This window comes from Microbacterium sp. Be9 (assembly GCF_011754135.1).
In the GTDB taxonomy this organism is placed as follows: Bacteria; Actinomycetota; Actinomycetes; order Actinomycetales; family Microbacteriaceae; genus Microbacterium; species Microbacterium maritypicum_A.
Genome location: NZ_WNWT01000007.1, coordinates 87,685 through 110,340 on the forward strand (window position 1 = coordinate 87,685; position 22,656 = coordinate 110,340).

The following is a 22,656-nucleotide window of genomic DNA, read 5'->3' on the forward strand; positions in this document are numbered from 1 at the left end:
GAGGATCGAGATCAATCCACGACGACCACCTCCGCCCATGCGCTGCCCGAGACTCCGGCGATGTTGGACTGAGCGAAAGCGAAACCGATCGCTGTCCCCCACGGCACCGGGTAGGAGCTGACATCGATGCTCGCCTGCCACGTCTCGTCGGTGGTGCATGTTCCGGCGGCGACGGTGACCCCGTAGGCGGAGACGGAGACCTCGGCGCCGACCTCGCAACGCACCGAGGCGCTGATCCACTGGGTCCGCGTGACCTGGGAAGGGATCGAGAGGATCACCGGCGGGCCGGGGACCTGCGCAGGAGCGGGAGGAGGTGGGGGCACAGCGGGGGGTGAGGAGGCCTGCGGGAGCGGGGTGGTCTCTGTAAGCGGCACGGCAGAGGGCTCGGCCGTCGGTGCCGCACTGGGGACGAGGGTGGGGAGATCGGTCGGGAGGGAACCGGAGCCGGGCCCCGCATCCGAGGAGTCGGTGTGCGCGAACGCCGTGGCAGCGACCGCACTGTCGTTGTTGTTCACGACGCTGCCGGTGACCCCGACGGCGAGCGCCGCAACCGTCACGATGGCCATTCCGACGAGGCCCGCTTTCGCCGCGGCGAGACCGGCGAAGGGCACCGTGACCGTGACGGGCATCGGGGCGGCTGTGGCGGAGGCTCCCTCGAGGGACAGCGATTGCCACACCTGAGCGCCCCCGCCGAGTGCGAGGCCTGCGGGGAACAGGATGGACAGCATCCGCGAGCTCGCCCGTCGGGCTTCCTCGGCCCCCGCGCGGCAGTCATCGCAGTGCTCGAGATGTGCACGGACCCGCTGATCGTCCCGGACGGTGAGGCGGCGGCGAGCGTGGGCCCCGATCTTGCCCAACGTCCACCGGCACTCCTTCGAGGTCGGGGGTCGCTCCTTCAGATGCGCGGCGATCCACGCCTGTCGGAGCCCTTCCCTGGCCCGGAACGCGAGCACGGCCGCGGCGCGTTCAGTGATCTCGAGGCGCTTTCCGATCTCCTGCATGGAGAGGTTCTCGACCTCACCGAACCAGAGGACCTCCTGCCAGCGCTCCGGGAGGGCGAGGATCGCCTTCGAGACCAGAGAAGCGTCGAAGTCGGCGTCTGCGGCGGCTTCGGTGGAGGCCGGGTCTTCGACCGTCTCGATGTGTTCGATGGGGACCTCGCGGCGGGCTCGACCCCAGCTGATCGCCAGGTTCCTCATCGTCGCGAAGAGATAGGGCTTGAACGCACTCTGGGGCCCTTTGCCGGCCTGCATCGCCTGATAGATACGGGTGAAGGACTCGGCGACGAGGTCGTCGGGGTCGGCCGACCACCAGTAGGTGCGGGCGACGGCTCTGGCCACGTGCTCATAGCGTCGCCAGAGTTCGGCATACGCACGCTGATCGCCCGTGCGTGCGCAGGCGAGGAGTTCGGCGTCCGCCTCCCGGCTCACCTCCGCGTAGCGATGGTCTGTATAGCGATGGCTCATGTCGTCCCTTTCCCCCAAGGGCCTTGCCGGGATGCGCGGAAAGCAGCGATCCCGTGTGTTTCGCACCCCGAGGGTCCGCCAGCCGCATCGACTCGCGGACCCTGCCGGGGCCGTCGAACTAGTCGTGCGATCGGCGCAGTCGCCTCCTCACGACGAGGCTTGCGCCTCCCCCGAGCAGCAATGCTGCGAGCAGCAGGCTCGACACCGCCCCCTCGGTTCCGGTGGATGCCAGCGTCGAACCGGAAACGCCCGGATCCTTCGGCGTCACCGGCGGAGGCACGACCACGTCGACCGGGTTCTTCACGGCGACGGTGACGTTCTGATCGCCGACCGTGAAGCGCTCGGGACTGATCTGCGGCGCACCCCAGCTGATCCCCTCGATGGGCTTCGGAGCGCGCTCGCGGATCGTGACGTCGGCGCCGACGGGAAGCGCCGGCGCGGAGACGGATTCTCCCGCCGTCAGGGTGAGCTCTCCGGAACCTGCGGCGAAGCCGGGCCCTGCCGGGTACGAGTACTCGATGACGTAGACCGTGTCCGCTGGCACCCGGGTCGTCGCAGCAGAGGGACCCGAGACGGTCTTCACCGCGGAGAAGGGCTGACGCCGCAGCGTCGCGGTGTTGTTCAACGAGACGTCCACGGCGTTCCCGGCCTCGATCGCGAACGTCTTCGAGGAGAAGTCGGGCGCGGCCCAATCGAGATTCCCCGGGAGGCCGGCCAACGACTCGGAGAGCTCCACGATGCTGCCCACGGGGAACGCCGGGCTGGTCCAGGTCTCTCCCGCCTGGACGGCGAAGTCGCCGGTGACGGGAGTGCTACCGGGAATCGCGACCGAGTAGGCACCGCGGAAAGTGAGGTCGTCGAGGTTCGCGTCGTCTCCGCGAAGGTGCTTGGCGATCGTGAACGTGCCGACCTGGGTGCCCCCACCGGTTCCCGAGCCGCCGTGCCGCGTGACCTCCGACGTCGTCGTGGCCGTCGTCTGGGTTCCGACCTTGATGTCTGCGGCGTTCCGGTAGGTTCCGGCTGCTCCCCCATCGGTGACCTCGGAGAGGTAGTGGACGTTGTAGAAGTAGCCCTCCTCCGCCGTGAAGCTGACGGTGGCACCGTCCGCCGAGACGACGTAGTCGCTGAGGGGACGCTCGACGAAGGGTCCGGGGACGACGAGGCCGCCGGGGAGCGTCATGAGGGTGTTGGTCGCCCAGAGGCTCGGGAACCGCTCTCCGCTCGCCGAAACCGGGAGGAGGGCCTGGTTCGGTCCGAGGATGTCGTGGACCACCACTTCCTGGCCGCCCGTCATGCCCGTTGCGCCCGCGCCGACGGCGACATCCCAGAAGATCGTGTCGGTGCCGTTCTGATATTCACCGCTCTTGAAGTTCGAGCGACCGACGAAGTCGCAGTCGTCTGTGCACGCGAGTGCGGCCGGAGTCACCTCCACCGTGGCCGACGCGTCGCCGAAGTCGTACTCGACCGTGGTCTGCTCGGTCACCTCGGTGGTCACGGTCGCCCAGAACGAGAAGCCTCCGGAGAGGCCGACCGGATGGCTCTTCACGTACTCGCTGTCGAGATCGCACACGAGCTGATCCGCCGTGGTCACACAACTTCCCATCAGCGCTCCCCCCGCATCGAGCAGGGGGAACGCATCCTGCAGCCCCCGAAGACCCCCGGGGAGGTCGACGACGAACCCCGCAGGGGTGGCGGGGTTATCGGGCAGCGACCAGGAACCGGTCAGTTCGGCTTTCGTGCCGCTCTGGACGACGCCCTCGGTGAATTGCACGGCGTCGATCGACGCCTCCGTGGCGTACGGCGGCGCAGCCGAAGCCGGCGACGGCGCGATCACGAGTCCGATGAGTCCCGCGAGCAGGGCGAGGAAGGCGATGCCTCGGCGGGCGAGCCGCTGCGGCTGGGATTTCCGTGTTCGGGCAGGTGGCGGATCGGTCAACGTGGTTCCTCCGGTGGCGGTCTTCGCGCATGAGCTTGCGTGCGCTGTGTCAGACAGGACTCGGCAGCCGCGGGGTCACTACGGCACCCGCGAGCTTTTTCGGAATCCGACAACGCCCCTTGGAGCTGACCTCTAACGTCCTCTGCGGTGCGGCCGATCGCTCGGGGCTCCGGTGCGATCGTGAGCGGTGCGCTCGGCACCGGCTGCGATGACGGCTCGGACCCGCACCGACAGTACGCGTCGACGCCCTCCTCGACCGCCCCTGCGCACGTGCGTATATCGGCGTTCTGGCATACGTGGTCGATCGCGGTACTGGTCCGCGTCCGCGTCGACGAATGCGGGGAATGTGCGGCGGGCGAGGGGAGCCCGCCGCACGAGGGTGGCCGTCTGGGGAAGCAGGGGTGAGCGGGGACCCACCACCCGGGCGCCATGGACGGTGTCCGTGGCGCCCGACCGAACCCTCGCGAGCATGACGACGATCGACGCGGACCATTACGCGTGCGGCGGACGATTTTTGTCCGCCCCTCGGAACACAGCCGCGAAACCCGGCCGATAGGCTCGGTGCCGTGTCGAACGCCGAATCCTCCGTCTCCGCATCCGCCGCCTCCGACCTCCGCCGCATCGCCGCGGCCCTCGCGGATCCGGAGCCGCTGAACTGGGTCATCACGGGCGACTCGATCACCCATGGGCTGGTGCACACACAGGGCGGGCGCAGCTACCCGGAGCACCTGCACGAGCTGATCCGCGGCGAACTGGAGCGCGTGCGCGACGTCGTGCTGAACACCGCGATCAGCGGCAACCGCATCGTCGACCTCCTCGGCGACTGGGACCGTCGCGTCGCGTCGTGGCACCCCGACGTCGTCACGCTCATGATCGGAACGAACGACGCCTCCGACGGTGGACCGCGCGAGGTCATCACGGCGGACGACTACGCCGCGTCGCTGCGGGAGTTCGTCGAGCGGGTGCGCGGGCTCGGGGCGATCCCGGTGCTGCAGACCCCGCCCGCGATCGACACCCGCAACGCCCCGGAGCGGGCGCGCATCGGCGAGTTCGGCGATGCCGTGCGGCACGTCGCCGCGAGCGAGGACGTGATCCTGGTCGACCAGTACGCCCGCTTCGCCGATATCGGCGCCGGTGGCGTCCCGTGGGGGCTCATGAACGATCCGTTCCACCCGAACACCGAAGGGCATGCGGCCCTCGCGCTCGAACTCGCGCACGTGATCGGCATCCGCCCCGACGGGCCCCGCGCGCGCACCTTCGCCCTGCTCGAAGGAATGGTCGCGACCGCCCGGCTGAACGGCTAGACCGCTCGGACGCCCTCACCCTCGGTGGACGAAAGGCCTCTGGACGCCGCCGCAGGCCCCCGCTAGGTTGAGCGCATTCGCAGTCGTCGGAGAGGTGGGGGCATGTCTCACGTGGTGGCAACAGGGGCCGGGAAGGCCATGATGGAGCGTCGGAACGACCCGACGCACGATTACATCCTCGAGCTCACCGGCAAGGAGCGACCCCGCGTCCTCTTCGTCGGCACGGCCACGGGTGACGACAGCGCGTACATCGTGAGCTTCTACTCCACCTACGACTCCGACAGGTGCGCGCCGCACCACCTGCCGCTCTTCCACCGCGCGGTCGACGACCTCGCCGGCTTCGTCAAGGGCTTCGACGTGATCCACGTCGGCGGCGGGAACACCGCGAACATGCTCGACGTGTGGAAGCGACAGGGCCTCGACGAGATCATGCGCGAGATGTGGGAGGACCCCGACTCGAATGTGGTGTTCACCGGAGGCAGCGCCGGGGGCATCTGCTGGTTCGAAGGCGGCACCACCGACAGCTACGGTCCCACCCTGCAGGTCCTTCCCGAGGGACTCGGGTTCCTGCACGGCAGCTTCTGCCCGCACTACGACGCCGAGGACCAGCGCCGTCCGCTGTTCCACGCCTCTCTGCTGAGCGGCGAGCTCTCCACCGGGTACGCGGTCGGCAACCTCCAGTCCCTGCACTTCGCGAACTCCACCTTCGTGACCGCGGTCAGCCCCGTGGAGGACGCCCTCGCCCTGCGCGTCGAAGCCATCGACGGCAAGATCGTCGAGACCGAACTCCCCACGACGGTGCTCGCCGGGAACGCCCCGATCGTGAAGGGACCGTCGTCATGAACGACAACGTGTGGATCCTCGTCGCCGAGCTGATCGTCGTCATCGGCGCCATCTACATGGGCACCCGCACGAGCGGGATCGGGCTCGGCGTGTGGGGGCTGGTCGGCGTGGCCGTCCTCATCTTCTTCTTCGGCGAGGCGCCCGGCAATGCGCCGGTCGATGCGGTCTTCATCGTCATCACCGTCATCACCGCCGCATCGACCATGCAAGCCGCCGGCGGCATCGACTGGATGGTGTCGGTCGCGGCGAAGGTGATCAGACGCAGGCCGAGATCCGTGGTCTTCCTCGCCCCGGCGATGTCGTTCCTCTTCACGGTGGGCGCCGGAACGGGGAACATCTTCTACCCGTTGCTGCCCGTCATCTACGACGTCTCGTATCAGCAGAAGATCCGTCCGGAGCGGGCGCTCTCGGTCTCCGCCGTCGCCTCGCAGGTCGGCATCCTGTGCTCCCCCGTCTCCGCAGCCACCGCCTCGATGGTGGTGCTGCTCGCCCCTCAGGGAGTCGACCTCGGCGGGCTGCTGCTCATCATGTGGCCGGCCTCGATCGTCGGGCTCTTCGTCGCCGCACTCGTCATGATGCGTCACGGCAAGGACCTGGAGGACGACCCCGAGTTCCAGAGGCGCCTGGCCGACCACCAGATCAAGCCGCCGGAGACCGACGCCCACGAGAAGAAGCTGCCGTCGACCGCCGTCCTCTCCGCCTCGCTGTTCCTGGCCGGCGTCGGCGTGATCGTGCTCTTCGGCCTGTTCGAGAATCTGCGTCCGGTCATCGGCACCGACGACGCCGGCGACCCGGTTCGACTCAGCGTCACCGTGATCATCGAGGTCGTGATGGGCATCATCGCCGCCCTGATCTTCGTCTTCTGCAAGGTGAAGGCAGCCGACGTGCCCAAGCAGCCCACGTTCCCCGCCGGCATCGTCGGCGCCATCGCGCTCTTCGGCATCGCCTGGCTGGCGAACACGTTCGTCGCCGCGAACCAGACCCTCATCGTCGACGGACTCGGCTCGGTGGTCTCCGGGTCTTCGGCTTTCCTCGGCGCGCTGCTGTTCGCGCTGGCGCTGTTCGCGGTCGCGATGCTCACGACCAGCCAGTCGAGCGCCACGAACGCGATCGTGCCGATCGGCATCACGATCGGCCTGCCCGCCTCGCTCCTGGTGGGGCTCTGGCCGGCGGCGATGGGCATCTACACGCTGCCGGCCAACGGCAGCCAGGTCGCGACCGTGGCGTTCGACCAGACGGGAACCACCAAGATGGGCAAGTTCGTCTTCGACCACTCGTTCCAACTGCCGAACCTCATCTACGTGGCCGTGGCGATCATCGTGGGCGTGCCGCTCTCGTTCCTGTTCACGTGAGCTGAGCGGTCGTCCACGACATGACCGACGGCGTCGACCGGACCGCACCGCGACAGTTCCTGCTCGGGTTGGCGCAGGGCATGAACGCCTCGGCCGAATCGGTCGACCGCATCCGCGACACGATGACCGACGTCGCGAAGGCCTACGGCGGCGGTGACGCCGACTTCGTCGTCCTGCCGACGATCATCCTCGTCGAGACCGGGGAGTCGGAGGAAGCCCGCGTCGCGATCCGCTCCGCCACGAACGCCTCTTTCCGCTTCGATCAGATCGCCGCGCTGTACGAACTGATCGGCCAGGCGCGGACGGGGGCGATCCCGCCACTCGACGGCATCAGACGGCTGAACGAGATCGGAGCCATGCGCCCGCGGCTCGACTGGTTCACGCGCACCCTGGGTCACGCCATCCTCACCACCGGGCTCGCCCTGCTGCTCGCGCCGACCTGGCAGGGCGTGATCGTCGCGTTCGTGCTCGGCTTCGGTATCGGGCTGCTCAAGCTGGTGCGGTCGCCGACACTCCAGCTGATCCTGCCCATCGCCGCCGCGTTCGTGTGTGCGGCGGCGGTCTTCCTCCTGGCCGAGGTGATCGAGATCGGCGATCCGATCCGTCTTCTCATCGCGCCGCTGGTGACGTTCCTCCCCGGCGGCGTGCTGACCACGGCGACGGTCGAGCTGGCGGCCGGACAGATGATCTCCGGCGCCTCCCGCCTGGTCTACGGCTTCGTGCAGCTGGCCCTCCTGGCGTTCGGCATCCTCGCCGCCGGCACCGTGGTGGGAGTGGAGTCGCGATCATACGAACCGTTGGAGGCCACCTCCCCCCTGCCGTGGTGGGTGGCGATCATCGGCATCCTCGTCTTCGCGCTCGGCAACTATCTGCATTTCTCGGCGCCGCCCTCGACCTTCGGCTGGGTGCTGATCGCCCTGGTCGTCGCGTATTCGGGGCAGTGGGCAGGCAACGAGTTCGTCGGCCCCACGGTCGGAGGTTTCGTCGGCGCGCTCGTGATGACCCCCGTCGTCTTCTGGATCGCGGGGCTCCGGCACGGGGCGCCGTCGCAGCTCACGTTCCTGCCGGCGTTCTGGCTGCTCGTCCCCGGAGCGGCCGGTCTGGTCGGACTCACCGAGGCGGTCGCCACCGACGGCGGACTCACCGACTTCGTCGCGGCCCTCGTCTCGGTCATGTCGATCGCCCTCGGTGTGCTCATCGGCACCGCGCTGTACCGCGTCGTGCATCATGGTGCGGAAGAGATCGTGCAGTTCGCCGTGGCCCTGCCTGCGCCCGACGAGACCACGTCGACTCCGAGATTCTGGTCACGGCTCACGGCTCCGTGGCGTCGGTCGGCCGACCGCTGACGCGACCGGACGGCGCAGAGTCCGGCATCCCTCCCCCGGGTATCACCGGCACTCCCTCCCCCTGGCTTGCCCCTCTGGCTTGCCCCTCTGGCTTGCCCCTCTGAGATTTCGGAATATCGTAGGGGTGGGGACCTGGGGAGGTACGGTGTCGGCATTTGTCGCGCAGGGGGACGGACACATACCGCGAGTATCGGCGCACGCCATCAGTCGTCCACGACTGATCGCCGCGCTCGAGACCGAGACGCCGTTGACGCTGGTCCGGTCGGCATCGGGGTCGGGCAAGACCACCGCCCTCGTCGATTGGGCGGCCGCGACCACCTCACGTGTCGTGTGGATCACCGTGACGCCTTCCATCGCGACCGGCGATGCCCTCGCCCGCGCGCTGCTGCGGGTACTGCCGGGCACGGCTCCCGCGCACTCCGCCGCCGCGGAAGACGGCTGGGCCGCCGTGACCTCGCGTCTGTGCGACGTGGACGGTCCACTGGTCGTGGTGCTCGATGATGCGGCCGCCGTCGACCGCGAGGGCGTGTTCGCACTGTGTCGAGCCGTCGCCACCACCCCGCTGACCCGCCTGATCGTCGCCACGAACCGCCCCAGCCCCTTCGACAGCGAGGGCCTCGACCTCGTGATCGACACGACGCTCCTGGCCCCCGAAGAGCTCATGTTCGACGCCGAGGAGATCCGCCGGGCGCTCGATGTCGACGAAGACACGGCCATCGCGACGCGCGAAGCGACGGGAGGGTTTCCCGCTCTCATCCGTGCGCTGGCCCTCCGCGGCGCCGGAACGGACGCGGTGTCGTTGCGCGCCGCCACCACCGTGATCGAGGACTACCTGCAGGATCGGCTCGCCGAATGCGCCTTCGATCGGCAGACCCTGCAGGGCCTGTTGCGGATCAGCGTCACGGAGTCGGTCGACGTTCCGCTCGCGGTGGCGCTGACGGGTGACGCCGAGATCCCCAGAGCCCTGGACCAGGCCGAGACGTTCGGCTTCGGTCGCTGGGCCGCCGACGGGCGCAGCGCCTTCGCCCTGACGCCGCTCACGCGAGGCATGTTGCGCCGCGAGCTCCGCCGGGTCGCTCCGCACGAGATCCCCCAGCTGCGGCGCGTCGCGGCAGAAGGTGCGGTGCGCCGCGACCTCCCGCTCGAGGGACTCCGCCTCGCCCTGGAAGACGACGACCTGCGCCTCGCGACGCACGTCACGATGTCGGGATGGAACCGGCTGCTCCACCGTGATCGGAATGCGGTGGTCGAGCTGCTCGGGGATGTGCCCGTGGCGCGGCTCAAGCGGGAGCCCCTCGTGGCCATGCTGCTCGGGATGTGCCTCAAACCCAACCGGCTCCGACGCCAGCGCGGGCTCCAGCTGCTGCGCATGGCGGTGGCGGCGGCGAACGCCCGCCGCACGACGCTCTCGGCCACAGAGCGGATCTTCATCTGGGCGGCCGAGAGCGCGTCGCTGCGAGCCATCGGTCGACCGGAGCGGGCAGCCCAGGTGGCGGCGCGCGCACTGGCGCTGTTCCACGAGACCCCCGAATCGCAGTGGCAGCAGTACGCCCGCGACATGCCGCTGCTGTGCACCCATCTGGGCATCTCGCTCTATTACGGCGGAGAGCAGGAGGAGGCCATCCGGCTGTGGGAGGAGGCCACCGCCCTGGCCGCGGCGCACGGGAGCACCAACGCCTTCCACGGGATATGCCTCCTCGCCGGGGTCCACGCCCTGAACGGGGATCTGCCGGAGGCGCGTCATTATGTCGGTCTCATCCGCGACGGCGAATGGGCCCCGGTGCTCCTCGACAGCTATCGGGGCACCTACTACCGGGTGGCCGAGGCGATGCTCGCGGTCGAGGACGGCGACATCGCCGCGGCGAAGCGGCACATCCGCTTCTTCGAACCGTACCGGGCGACGAGCGAGCACTGGACGACGATGGCCTCCGTGGAGGCATGGATCGCTCTGCACGAGGGTGAGGCCGCTGCCGGACTGGAGCGCCTGGAGTCGTTCGTCCGTCTCCGGGGAAAAGAGGCGAGTGCACCTCACGTGCGCCACGCCCTGTCGCGCCCGAGGACGCTCCTGCACCTCGCCCTCGGTGATGTGAGCACCGCCAGGAACATCGTGCAGCGGGATACGCTTCCCGACCGTTTCGGCACGGTCCTCAAACGGGCGCGTCTGGCACTCGTCGACGGCAGGACCGCCGACGTGGTCCGGCTTCTGGGGCAGACCCGCCTGCGCCCCTCCACGGCCCGAGAGCGCGCCGAAGCAGCGGCCGTGCACAGCGCCGCGCTGCACCGGGTGTCCGCTGCGGCCGCACAGCCGTCGAGCGAGGCACTGAACGCCCAGCTCACCGACCGGGGACTCACCACCCCGCTCGTGCTCCTGGGCGCCGAGGACTTCGGCGCCGTGCGATCCGATCTCGACCCCACCGGTCGGGCGACCTTCCCGCTGCGATCGGCGCTGCCGTCCTTCGCGACCCGGCCACGACTGTCATCCCGCGAGCAGATCGTGCTGCGCGCCCTGACGTCGGGAGCGCCGCTGCCGGCGATCGCCGACGAGCTCCGCGTCTCGCAGAACACGCTCAAGACCCAGCTCCGCAGCATCTATCGCAAGCTCGGCGCCCACAACCGCGCCGAGGCGATGGAGCAGGCGGCGCGCCACGGTCTGCTCCCGGAGTGACCCGCGGTCGCGCGGGAACGCGGAAGGCCTCGTCCGTCGCATGCGACGGACGAGGCCTTTCCCGTGTCCGCTAGACCTGCGCCCGGCGACGACGCACGATCAGCAGCACGGCACCGCCGAGCAGCAGCGCGATCGCGAGAGCCAGCACCCACGGGGCCAGCAGGCCGCCGGTGAGAGCGAGCGGCGTGAGCACCAGGTTCTCGGTCACGCTCGTCGGCGGAGTGATCGTCTCGCCACCGGGAGGCGTGGCCGTCCCCACGGCCACGTTGCGCAGATTCGCTCCGGCGGCGTCGGCGTGCACGGTCACGGAGTACGTGATCGTGACGCTCTCGCCCTCGGCGAGGCTGCCGGACCAGCGCAACTGCGTGCCTTCCACCGTGGGAGCGGCCACCGTGCGTGCGGATGCCGTGCCGTCGCCCACGACGGTGGTCGCGCCGGCGCGGAGGTCGGCGTGCCGCAGCACTCCGGAGAGATCATCCGTGATGACGACCTCGTCGAGGCCCGTCTCGCCGGTGTTCGTGCCGACGAGCGTGTACGTGACGACGCTTCCCGTGGCGACGGCCGTACCGGTTCCGGGATCGGCGGTCTTGACGAACGCGAAGCCGGGGGTGCCGACAGGGTTCTCCGTCGTGACGGGCGGAGGCGTGATCACCGCACCACCCGGCGGGGTGGCGGTACCGGAGACCGTGTTCGCGATCGTCGCACCGCCCGCGTCGCCGTTCACGGTGACCGAGTACGTGATCGTGACGCGCTGGCCCACGGCGAGAGCGCCCGTCCAGGTGAGCGCGTCGCCGTCCACGACAGGAGCCGGGGCTGACCCGTCGACCACCGTCGCGGTGGCGTCGCCGTTGTAGGCGGCGTGGGCGAGCACGCCCGACAGGTCGTCGCTGATGCTCACAGGCGCCAGTGCGGTCTCACCGGTGTTCACGCCGGTCACCGTGTAGGTGATGACGCTGCCGGGGTCGACCCGGGTTCCCGAGGAGGGGTCGGCCGACTTGCGCACCTCGAAGCCGGGCTCGTTCACCGGATGCTCCGTCGTCGCGGGAGGGGTCTCGATCGGCGGCACACCTCCCGGCGGGGTCGCCGAGCCCGAGACCGAGTTCGCGATGACCGTTCCCCCGGCGTCGGCCTGCACGGTCACGGAGTACGTGATCGTGACGGTCGCACCGACGGGGAGGACACCATCCCACGACAGCCGGTCACCGGTCACCACAGGGGCGATCGCCGCGGTGGTGCCGATCCTGGCGGTCGCGTCGCCGTTGTAGTCGGCGTGCGAGACCACTCCCGAGAGGTCGTCGACGATCGTGACCGGGTCGAGGATCGTCTCGCCGGTGTTCACGCCGGTCACCGTGTAGGTGATGACACTGCCGGGGTCGACCGCGGTGCCCGCCGCCGGATCGGCGCTCTTCGACACCGAGAATCCGGGCACGTTGACGACGTTCGTCGTGATGCCGGGCGGCGGGGTGATGACCGATCCCCCCGGAGGGGTCGCGGTCGCGGTCGCACTGTTCTCAAGCACGGCCCCCACGCCGTCCGCCCCGACCGTGACGGAGTACGTGACGGTGACGGTCTGGCCGACCGCGAGCGCGCCCGACCAGCGGAGCTTCACTCCGGCGACGGACACCGCACCGGCGGGCTGCCCGCCGATCACGGCCACGGCATCGGAGTTGTACGACGCGTACGGCAGCACCTTCGACAGGTCATCCGTGATCTCGACCGGGTCGAGGGCGGTCTGACCGGTGTTGACGGCCGTCAGCGTGTAGGTGAGCACGTCACCGGGGTCCACGGCGGTGCCCGGTGCCGGATCGGCCGTTTTGGCGAACGTGAAGCCGGGTGCGTTGACCGGGTGCTCCGTCGTCGAGGGCGGCGGGGTGATCGGCGTGCCCGGGGTCGTCGGGCTGTCGGGGTCGCTCGGGTCCGTCGGGATCAGCGGAGTCGCCGTGCCCGTCGCCGTGTTGGCGACCGTCTCGCCGCCGGCGGTCGGATCGACCGTCACCGAGTAGACGATGACGACGTCCTGACCCGGGCGCAGCATTCCGCTCCAGGACAGGGCCCCGCGAGCCACGCTCACGTCCCCGCGGGTGGCGGTCACGTCGTCGTTGTACGACGCGTGGGCCAGCGCACCGCGCAGGTCGTCGGCGATCGAGGCCGGGTCGAGCACGGTGTCACCCGTGTTGGTGCCGGTGACCGTGTAGGTGATGACGCTGCCGGGATCGACGCGCGTCCCGGTGACGGGATCGGCCGACTTGGTCACCGTGAATCCGGGGGTGGCGACCGGGTGCTCCGTCTTCGACGGGGGCGTCGTCACCGGGGTTCCCGGTGTGGTCGGGCTGCCCGGGTCCGTCGGGTCGACCGGAATGAGGGGTGTGCCCTCACCCGTGACGGTGTTGCGCAGCAGCACACCGGTGGCATCCTCGTCGACCGTGACCGTGTAGGTGATCTCGACCCGAGCGCCGGGAGCGAGCGTCCCGTTCCAGGTCAGGGTGGTGCCGTCGAGGGCGATCGCGCCGGTCGAAGCGGTCGCGTCGTCACCGTACCGGGCGTGCGCGAGCACGGCCGACAGGTCGTCGACGATCGTCGCCGGATCGAGCGTCGTGTTGCCCGTGTTGACGCCCGAGATCGTGTAGGTGATCGTGTCACCCGCACGCACGGCGGTACCGGAGGCCGGGTCAGCGGACTTCACGACCTCGAAGCCGGTGTCCACGACCGGGTGGTTCGTCTCGACCGCCGGCGGGACGATCGGCGTTCCCGGGGTCGAGGGACCGGCGGGGTCGGTCGGGTCGACGGGGATCTGCGGCGTGGCGGTGCCGGTGGCGACGTTGTGCAGCAGCGCCTTCTGGACACCCGCGTCGACGGTCACCGAGTAGCGGATCGTGACGGAGGCTCCGCGGGGCACCTCACCCGACCAGGCCAGCGTGCTGCCGGTGACGGTGACGGAGCCGCGGTCGGCGGTGACGTCGTCGTTGTAGCCGGCGTCGTCGAGCACACCCGAGAGGTCGTCGACGATGCGGGCCGGGTCGAGGTCGGTGTCACCGGTGTTGGTGCCGGTGATCGTGTACGTGACCGTGTCACCGGCCGAGACCGCCGTGCCCGACGCGGGATCGGCGGACTTGCTGATCGTGAAGCCCGACCCGATGACCGGGTGCTCGGTGGTGACGGTCGGCGGGACGATCGGCTCGCCCGGCACCTCCGGCCCCTCGGGATCACCGGGCTTCGGCGTGGTCGGCGTCGCGGTGCCGGTGACGGAGTTCTTCAGGATCTCTCCCGAGGCGTCCGCATCCACGGTCACGGAGTACGTGATGGTCACAGCCTGCCCGGGGGCGAGCGCGCCGGTCCAGGCGAGGTCGTCACCGGTGATGGTCGCGGCGCCCGTGGTGAGGGGCGCGCCGGCGACCGAGGTCGCGATGTCGGAGTTGTAGGCGGCGTGCGCGAGCACACCGGACAGGTCGTCGGCGATCGACGCGGGGTTCAGCGTGGTCGCGCCCGTGTTGGTCCCGGTCACCGTGTACTCGATGACCTGACCCGGCTCCACGACCGTTCCCGCTGCGGGGGTGGAGGTCTTGGCGACGGTGAAGCCCGCGACGGGGTGCTCGGTGGTCACGGGCGGGGTGACGGGCGGAGGGAGCGTGCCGGGCGGGGTGCCCGAGGCGGTGACGCTGTTGGCGATCCGCTCACCCTCGACGCCGGCGTCGACGATGACCGAGTAGGTCACGGTGAGCACCTGACCGGGCTCGAGCGCACCGGTCCAGGCGAGGTCGTCACCCGTGACGGTGGCGGCCCCAGACGCGACGGGCGTGCCGTCGATCTTGGTGACGACATCACCCTGGTACTCGGCGAACGCGAGCACGCCGGAGAGGTCGTCGTTCACCTGCACGGGGTCGAGGACCGTGTTCCCGGTGTTCTCGGCCTCGACCGTGTATGTGAGGCGCTGGCCGGCCTGCACGGCGAGGCCGTCGGCGGGGTCGGACGTCTTGCGCAGAGCGAGGCCGGGCACGAGTCGCACGTTCGTGAACGTGCACGTGACGTCGGTGCCGCGCGAGCCCGACGGCTGCGTCACCTCGCCCGAGGCAGTCACCGCCACCGGGGTCGTGGTCCCGTTGGGGTTCACCTGCACGCAGTCCAGCGACTCGGCGTACCGGGTGCGATCCGTCGTGCCGGATGCCGCCTCGGACAGGCGGAAGGTGTCGCCCTGGTTGGTGAAGATCGGGCCCGCGTAATCGGGCTGCAGGCCCGTGCGCTCTCCGCGCGTGGTGGCGTCGGTCTGCGCGACCTGGTAGCCGGCGGGCGACTGCACGCGCAGCGCGAACTGGTCGGTGGCCGAGTGGCGCCCCGCGGGGAGGTCCTTCTTCAGCGTGAGGGTGTTCGGGAAGGTGCAGCTGGACATGTCGGTGGGAGCGAAGGACCCGAGCGACGTGGTGTTGACGGTCTGCCCGCGGGGCAGGTCGACCTCGATGATGCGGTTTCCGCCACCGGACGCGGAGACGAAGATGTGCCCGAGGTTTCCGAACGCGATGCCGTTGCCCTGCACACCGGCACCCATGTCGTGCACCTGCTTGGCCTCGATGGTGGCCGTGCTCGGCGTGACCGTGGCGGGCAGGTCGGCGGAGTAGATGAAGTTGTCCGCGACCAGGACGAGCTGACCCGAGGCACTGAAGGCCATGTCGCCGTTGGCGCCGAACGCGCTGCTGCCGGCGGTCGGGCGGAGGGTTCCGACCTGCACGTAGGTCTGCGGCGTGAGGTTCTCCTCCCACGCGTAGATGTTGATCGCGCCGTTGATCGTGCCGCTGGCGAAGTAGTAGACGCCCGTGTCGGGGTGCACGGCGCCACGCAGCACCGACGAGTTGAGGGTGAACGACGTGCGCGTGGTGACGTCGGTCACACGGTCGTGCTTGGCCAGCACCTTGCTTCCGGCGGCGTTGGTGACCGTGTAGGCGTACTGGCCGCTGGACGAGATGCCCAGGGCGTTGTTGGAGTGGTCGACGCCGAGGGTCGTGGCACCGAGCGTTCCCCCTTCGCCGGGGGCACCGCCCTGCTCGTTCACGACGAACTCGCGCACCTCGGTCGCGCTCTGCACGTACACCGCTCCGGGGGTGCAGAGGAACGGATCAGCCGCAGCTGCCGGCGCTGCCGTCAGCGTCCCGCCGATGAAGACCATCGACGAGGCGACGAGCGCCGTGCTCACGGCGCCGCCGATCAGCTTTCTCGCGCGGCCCCGCCAACGGCTGCGCCGCTCGGACGGAAGGCCATCGGATGTGCGGTCCTTGCGGGCAACACGAAACGCCATGACTGTCTCCCCATTCATCGCTTCCCCGGCGCGCACTCGCGCACGGAAGCCCCCGCCCCCTCAGGCGACCGCCGAGCACCATTCGGGCATGGTGAACTCGGTCCGGGCCACCGCCAGCCTGCCCGTCGGCCGAGACGCGATCCTGCCGATCCCGGAGAATTCACCCCGTCTTTTCACCCCGTACGACGGCTTCCCCCGATCCCGCGAAGAGGGGCGCACCGACGACTCCGGCGCGCCCCTCCGCAGCGTGGCTACTGCCGGGACCCGATCTCTTCGATGGGACGGGTGCGCATGGTCGCCGTGGTCCCGACCCACATCGCCACGAGCGCCAGCGCGCCCATCGCCCCGACGATCAGGAACGACCCCAGCACGGGCAACGCGGGGATCGGCTGCCCCGAGATGCCCATGCTCACGCCGATGAGCGGAGGGATCGCGACGACCACGCCGAACACCATCGCGATCGCCGCCACGAGCACGGCCTCGATCCGCATCATCGAGCGCACCTGCCCGCGGGACGATCCGATCAGCTGCAGCAGAGCCAGCTCCCGTGAGCGCTCACCCGTCGCCATGACGAGCGTGTTCACCACGGCGATCGCGATATAGCCGAGGATCACCAGCAGGGCGACGAGGTTCACCCACCCGTTCTGGGCGTGCGCTCCGGCCCCCGCGGCCCCCTGCCCCGATCCGTCGGTCACGAGCAGACCGCGCGCCTCCAGCGCGGCCCGGACCTCGCCGGTCGCCGCCTCGTCGACCGCCACGAGCGCGAAGGCATCGAGACCCGTCGTGGTGTGGGCTCTGACCTCTTCGGCGGCCATGGTGAGGTCGCCGAAGCCCAGACCCCGCTCGTACACCGCGACGACCGTGGCCTTCAGCGGCGAACCGTCTCCGAGGTGTCCGACGACCGTGCCGCCGATACCCAGCCCGAGCGTCTGCGCGGCATCCGTGCTCACCGCGACCGTCGCGATGCCGTCGAGGTCGGCGAGCGATCCTTCGCGCACGCGGAGATCGAGACTGTGCGCGATGTTCTCCGGGTCGACGCCCTGCAGCACATGCTCGGCACGCTCCAGCTTGCCCTCGAAATCGAACGAGTCCACCACCGCCGCGCTGAGTGCGACCCCCGACGCCTCGGTCACCCCCGGCATCTCGCGGATCACGTCGACCGCCTCCGGCGAGAGTCCCGACGGCGCGGCCACCCGCAGGTCGGCGATCACCCCGGCGCTGGCCTGGGTCGCCGCCTCCGCGGCGATGATCGACGGCGCCCCGATCTGCACGAGGCCCAGCCCGATGCCGAGAGCGACCGGCAGGATGGCCGACGCCAGCCGCCTGCTGTGCGCCGCGGCGTTCGCCGACGCGAGGAAGCCCGCACACGACGAGCGACGCAGCACGGTGCCGACCAGCCGGACGCTCAACGACACCAGCCACGGGCCGAGCACCGCGAGCGCGACGATCAGCAGCATGGCCGCACCGGCAGCCGCGCCGGCGGCGACCTGCCCGCGCACGACGAGTGGCACCGTCGAGACCGAGATCCCCGCGGCGGCGAGCACGATTCCGGTGATGATGCGCGGCAGACCGATGGCCGGAGCGCCCGTCGCCGATTCCCGCAGCGCTTCGACCGGATCGAGCTTCGCGACCCGGGCCGCCGCGATGCGCGCCGCACCCCAGGCCGAGGCCAGCACGAGCAGCACCGCGCCGACGGCGGGGAGAGGACCTGTGGCCAGGGCGAAGTCGCCGGGGATCACGCCACCGGATATGAAAGCCGCCTGCAGCACGGTCGACAGCAGGTATCCCGGCGCGATGCCGAGCAGCACCGCGACGGCCGAGACCCACAGCACCTCGCGGGCGACGAGCGCGTGCACCTGGGACGGACTCGCCCCGACGGCCCGCAGCAGCGCGTAATCACGGCGGCGCGACTGCACCGACAGCGACAGGGTGCCCGCCACGATGAACATCGCCACGAGGATGCAAGTGCCGACGAACGCGCTGCCGATGGCCACGAGCGTCGAACGCGCGGCGCCCGAGTCGAGGAACTCGACGTCGCCGCGGGCGTCTCCCGTGCGGGCGATCAGGTCGGGGAAGGCCTCGCGGATCGCACCGGCCGTCTGCTCGGGGTCGACGCCCGAGACGAACACGCCGAGTGCCTGCGCGGCCCCCTCGTGCGGGTCGAGCTGGTCGATGCGACGCTCGCTGAGGAACACGTGCGCTCCTCGCTCCGGCATCACCGGTGCCGCGACCTCGCCGACCACGCGGTACTCCGACGGGACGCCGCCGTGCGCGAGGACGACCGCGTCGCCCACGGCAAAACCGCTGCCCGCGGTGACGACGACCTCGTCGGCTGCCGCGGGCTCCTGACCCTCGCGCAGCTCGAAGCCGGTCAGCGCAGTGGAGGGCCACGGGTGCGCCTCGACCAGGACGGAACCGCCGGCACCGGCATCCGCACCGGCACCCTGCAGGGAGAGCGGAATCGTGACGTCGGCCACGACGCGGTCGACTCCGGGAAGAGCGGCGATGTCGCGCGCTGCGTCGGCGGGCAGCGGCGCGCGTTCCCGCAGGGGAACCGGCAGGTCTTCCGGCACATCGACCTGCTGCGGCGCACCGACCACCACGTCGACCGCGGAATAGCGTTCCGGCGCCAGGCCTCCGCGCATGCCGGATTCGACGAGGACTCCGAGGCCCGTCACCAGTGCACTCGCCACGAACACCGCGACCGCCACTCCCACGAAGCTCCCGCGGTGATGGCGAAGATCGGCACCGACGAGTCGGCTCAAGCCCAGCGTGCCCGACATCACCACTCCCCCAATGCGCTCATGCGGGCGTTGATCTGCGCGGGGTCGGCACCGTCGAGGTATCCCGCGAAGGCTCCATCGGCGAGGAAGATGGTGCGATCCGCGTGCGCGGCCACCACCGGGTCGTGCGTGACGACCACGACCGTCTGATCGAGCTCGCGCGCCGTGTGCGCGAGCAGGTCGAGAACCTGCTTGCCGGAGCGGGAATCGAGCGCGCCGGTCGGCTCGTCGCCGAACACCACATGCGGCCGGGTGATGAGCGCGCGGGCGATCGCCACCCGCTGCTGCTGGCCCCCGGAGAGCTCGGAGGGGCGACGACGACGGTACTCGGTGAGCCCCACGGCGTCGAGCAGGAAGTCGAGCCACGGCGCCTCGAGTCGACGGCCGCCGAGTCGCAGCGGCAGAGTGATGTTGTCTTCGACGTTCAGTGCGGGGAGCAGGTTGTACGCCTGGAACACGAAGCCCACGTGATCGCGGCGGAAGGCGGTGAGCTGGCGTGCCTTCAGCCCCGAGATCTCGGTTCCGCCGAGGTGCACGGTGCCACTGCTCGGCCGGTCAAGTCCTGCGGCGCTGTGCAGCAGGGTGCTCTTGCCCGAGCCCGAAGGGCCCATGATCGCGGTGAACGTGCCCTTCGCGATGGCGAGGTTCACGCCACGGAGGGCCGTGACGCGGCTGGCACCTGTGCCGTAGGTCTTGACGACGGACTGCAGCCGCAGTGCTTCGGAGGGCCGCGCGTCGACGGCCGGGGAGAGGGGGGTGAAGGTCATGATCCGACGCTAGGGACGGGGCGGACGGCATCCCATCCCGCCCGCTGCCGCTTCGATGGTGGTGCTGGCTATACCGTGCCGCTCCGACCGCTCGGGCAGACTGTGAGAGTGAAGGACGGACGGATGCGGCGATGGCTGCGCGCGTGGGGATACCTAGCCATCGAGGCCGGAGTCTCGATCGCCTCCGTGGTGTTCCTCTGCCTGGGCATCGTCCTGCTTCCCTTCATGATCCTCACCGGCGGCGTGCTGCTGATGCCCGAGACCGTGCAGAGCCTGCACCGCTGGACGGACCTGAACCGCCGTCGTGTCGGCGCCTACCGGGGCGAGGAGCTGACGCCGATCGGCCACGTGCTCCCGCCGGCCTCGACCATCGACGATCGTCTGCGCTTCGCTTTCTCGCGCGCCACCGGCCGCGACGTGCTGTGGCTCGCCGTGCAGGGGCTCCCCGTGCTGTTCGTCTCACTGCTGACGATCTCGCTGCCGGTCGCGGCGGTCAACACCCTCGCGATCACCTACTACTGGCAGTTCGCTCCCGCCAACGACCCCGTGGGTTCGGTGTACCCCGTCACGTCCTGGGAGCTCGCGGCCACGATGCCGCTGCTCGCGGCGGCGTACGCGATCCTGTCCATCCTCCTGATCCCCGCGGTCGCACGGCTGGTGTCGTACGTGTCGGCGACGCTGCTCGCGACGCCGGAGAAGTCGCGCCTCGCCGCACGGGTCGACGCCCTGACCCTCAGCCGCGCCGCCGCGCTCGATGCCCACGCGGCCGAACTGCGGCGCATCGAGCGCGACCTGCACGACGGTGCGCAGAACCGCCTGGTCAACGTGGTGATGATGCTCGGGATCGCCGAGCGCGCGCAGGAGACCGGCGGCGACGTGCTCGAACCGCTGCGGCGAGCGCAGGATGCCGCCAGCGATGCGCTCGCCGGACTCCGCCGCACGGTGCACGACATCTACCCCCCGATCCTCGACGAGCTCGGGCTGGAGGGGGCGCTGGCGTCGCTGGCCGGGCGCAGCGTCGTGCCCTGCACGATCGAGACGTCGCAGGTCGGACGCGTCCCGGCCGCCGTCGAGTCGGCCAGCTACTTCGTGGTGGCCGAGGCTCTGACCAACGTCAGCAAGTACAGCGACGCCACGCGGGCCGCGGTGCGGGTCGAACGGGAGGGGGAGGTGCTGCTGATCACGGTCGAGGACGACGGCGTGGGCGGAGCAGCCGAACGCCCGGGCGGCGGCGTGGCCGGCATCCGTCGTCGCCTCGAGGCCTTCGAGGGTGGGCTGGAGCTGTCCAGCCCGGTCGGCGGCCCCACCATCCTGAGAGCGGAGCTGCCATGCGGATCGTGATCGCCGAAGACGACACCCTGCTCCGCGAGGGGCTGGCGCTGCTGCTGCGCAGCGAGGGGTTCGAGGTCGTGGCGGCCGTCGACAACGCCGAGGCATTCCTCGCCCGGCTCGACGAGGCCGATGCCGCCGTGGTCGATGTGCGGATGCCGCCCACCTTCACCAGCGAGGGGCTGAAGGCCGCGGCCGAAGCCCGCGCTCGCCGCCCCGGTTTCCCCGTGCTGGTGCTGTCGGCCTACGTCGAGGATCGGTACGCCGGTGAGCTGCTGGCTGCCGGAGCGGACGGCCTCGGCTATCTGCTCAAGGAGCGTGTCGGCAAGGTCGCGGCCTTCATCGATGCCCTGCACCGCGTGGCCGCCGGCGGCACGGTGATGGATCCCGAGGTCATCTCGCAGCTGATGAGCCGCCGTCGCGCCGACGATCCGGTGCAGACCCTCACGCCCCGCGAGCGCGAGGTGCTGGGCCTCATGGCCGAGGGGCTCGACAACGGCACCATCGCCGAACGGCTCTTCGTGACCGAGACCGCGGTGAGCAAGCACATCGGCAACATCTTCGCCAAGCTCGGCCTCGCCTCCAGTGACAGCGGCCACCGGCGTGTGCTCGCCGTGCTCGCATACCTGCGCAGCTGACCCGGCACCCGCTCTACCGCCGCGGTGCCGAGCGATGCCATGCTGTCGGGGATGAAGCGCAACACCAGGATCACCACTGCCGTCGTCGTCGTGGCCGTCGCCGGGCTGGTCGCCGTTGCCGCTCCCGCCGTGATCAGCGCCGCCCCCGCCGTCGTCGATGCGGCTTCGTGGGCGTCGGAACGCTTCGCCGCCGAACCCTCCACGGCCCCGACGAGTGCCGCCGACGCCTCTGATCCGGTCGGATACGTCGATCTGGGCGATGGCATCAGCGTTCCCGCCGGCGGACCGGGTGATTGCACCACCAACGCGTTCATCAACATCGGGAGCGACGACGGCTCCCCGGCTCACGGGAAGCTCCTGGGCGAGCTCGTCGACATGGGCGCGTCGGAGCTGGCACGCGGGCCGGTCACCCTCGATGCCGACGGCCAGATCTTCTCTTACGAGGTGCAGGCCGGCGACAGCCTCATCGCGATCGGCGAGCGCTTCTGCGTCGACTACGTCACCGTCGGCAGCTTCAACCACGTGCGCGGCAATGAGCCGATCGCTCCCGGCGACGTGCTCTACCTGCGCCCGGACCCGACGCTTCCGTTCGTCGACATCTACTCGCCGTACAACGCCGAACCCGGGTCTTCGACCATCCCCTACTACGACGGAGTGGCAGCGTTCTCGACCGCTGTCGCCACCGCAGACCTGGGTGCCGCGCGGTGGCTGTGGCAGCGGCTGGAGAAGGACATGCCCCCGGAGACGGCGGCCGTGATCTCTCAAGCCCTGAGCAACGACGACCTGGCGCTGCTGCGCCGCATGTTCCCGTAGCAGCGCTTCCCCCTCTCCGCGCTTCCCCTCTCCACGCTTTCCTCTCCACTCCTCGCGTCTCCACCCTCGCCGTCGACGGTCGTTCTCGCGCGCCCGGAACCGCTTCGGGATCTCGTCCGAAAAAGTTTGG

At 70.3% G+C, this 22,656-nt stretch carries 13 protein-coding genes; 8 read left to right on the forward strand and 5 right to left on the reverse strand.

Annotated features, from left to right (window positions below):
• Nucleotides 1-11: 11 nt before the first annotated feature.
• The gene (locus tag GLO27_RS18440; RefSeq protein WP_167256372.1) at nucleotides 12-1,466 is read right to left on the reverse strand and encodes a sigma-70 family RNA polymerase sigma factor; all 1,455 of its coding nucleotides are present in this window, start codon (nucleotides 1,464-1,466) and stop codon (nucleotides 12-14) included.
• 118 nt (nucleotides 1,467-1,584) lie between these two features.
• The gene (locus GLO27_RS18445) at nucleotides 1,585-3,402 is read right to left on the reverse strand and encodes a DUF5979 domain-containing protein (RefSeq protein ID WP_167256374.1); all 1,818 of its coding nucleotides are present in this window, start codon (nucleotides 3,400-3,402) and stop codon (nucleotides 1,585-1,587) included.
• 566 nt (nucleotides 3,403-3,968) lie between these two features.
• Between GLO27_RS18445 and GLO27_RS18450 the strand changes: the two genes are divergently transcribed.
• From GLO27_RS18450 to GLO27_RS18470, 5 genes are all read left to right on the forward strand, one after another.
• The gene (locus GLO27_RS18450) at nucleotides 3,969-4,706 is read left to right on the forward strand and encodes an SGNH/GDSL hydrolase family protein (protein ID WP_167256376.1); all 738 of its coding nucleotides are present in this window, start codon (nucleotides 3,969-3,971) and stop codon (nucleotides 4,704-4,706) included.
• 102 nt (nucleotides 4,707-4,808) lie between these two features.
• The gene (locus GLO27_RS18455) at nucleotides 4,809-5,549 is read left to right on the forward strand and encodes a peptidase E (RefSeq protein WP_167256378.1); all 741 of its coding nucleotides are present in this window, start codon (nucleotides 4,809-4,811) and stop codon (nucleotides 5,547-5,549) included.
• A complete protein-coding gene (locus GLO27_RS18460; protein ID WP_021200189.1) occupies nucleotides 5,546-6,901 on the forward strand; it encodes an anaerobic C4-dicarboxylate transporter family protein in 1,356 nt (451 codons plus the stop codon). Before GLO27_RS18455 ends, GLO27_RS18460 begins: the two co-directional genes overlap by 4 nt.
• A 20-nt stretch (nucleotides 6,902-6,921) precedes the next feature.
• Nucleotides 6,922-8,247, forward strand: coding sequence for a threonine/serine exporter family protein (locus GLO27_RS18465; protein WP_167256379.1), 1,326 nt, complete (start codon nucleotides 6,922-6,924; stop codon nucleotides 8,245-8,247).
• 145 nt (nucleotides 8,248-8,392) lie between these two features.
• A complete protein-coding gene (locus tag GLO27_RS18470; protein ID WP_167256381.1) occupies nucleotides 8,393-10,912 on the forward strand; it encodes a LuxR C-terminal-related transcriptional regulator in 2,520 nt (839 codons plus the stop codon).
• 70 nt (nucleotides 10,913-10,982) lie between these two features.
• Here the strand turns inward: GLO27_RS18470 and GLO27_RS18475 are convergent, their stop codons facing one another.
• From GLO27_RS18475 to GLO27_RS18485, 3 genes are all read right to left on the reverse strand, one after another.
• Nucleotides 10,983-16,196: an isopeptide-forming domain-containing fimbrial protein gene (locus GLO27_RS18475; protein WP_167256383.1), complete on the reverse strand. Its 5,214-nt coding sequence runs from the start codon at nucleotides 16,194-16,196 to the stop codon at nucleotides 10,983-10,985.
• Between the two features lie 251 nt (nucleotides 16,197-16,447).
• Nucleotides 16,448-18,979, reverse strand: coding sequence for an ABC transporter permease (locus GLO27_RS18480; RefSeq protein ID WP_167256385.1), 2,532 nt, complete (start codon nucleotides 18,977-18,979; stop codon nucleotides 16,448-16,450).
• Complete coding sequence (locus GLO27_RS18485; RefSeq protein ID WP_029258848.1) at nucleotides 18,979-19,746, reverse strand: ABC transporter ATP-binding protein; 768 nt, start codon at nucleotides 19,744-19,746, stop codon at nucleotides 18,979-18,981. Before GLO27_RS18485 ends, GLO27_RS18480 begins: the two co-directional genes overlap by 1 nt.
• Before the next feature lie 108 nt (nucleotides 19,747-19,854).
• Between GLO27_RS18485 and GLO27_RS18490 the strand changes: the two genes are divergently transcribed.
• From GLO27_RS18490 to GLO27_RS18500, 3 genes are read left to right on the forward strand one after another with little or no spacing between them, the layout of a single operon-like run.
• Nucleotides 19,855-21,087 (forward strand): sensor histidine kinase, encoded by a 1,233-nt coding sequence (locus GLO27_RS18490; RefSeq protein WP_292774980.1) that lies wholly within the window; start codon nucleotides 19,855-19,857, stop codon nucleotides 21,085-21,087.
• Nucleotides 21,075-21,713: a response regulator transcription factor gene (locus tag GLO27_RS18495; RefSeq protein ID WP_021200182.1), complete on the forward strand. Its 639-nt coding sequence runs from the start codon at nucleotides 21,075-21,077 to the stop codon at nucleotides 21,711-21,713. Before GLO27_RS18490 ends, GLO27_RS18495 begins: the two co-directional genes overlap by 13 nt.
• 51 nt (nucleotides 21,714-21,764) lie before the next feature.
• Entirely contained in the window at nucleotides 21,765-22,526 is a 762-nt protein-coding gene (locus GLO27_RS18500; protein WP_167256387.1) for a LysM domain-containing protein, read from the forward strand.
• Nucleotides 22,527-22,656 lie beyond the last annotated feature (130 nt).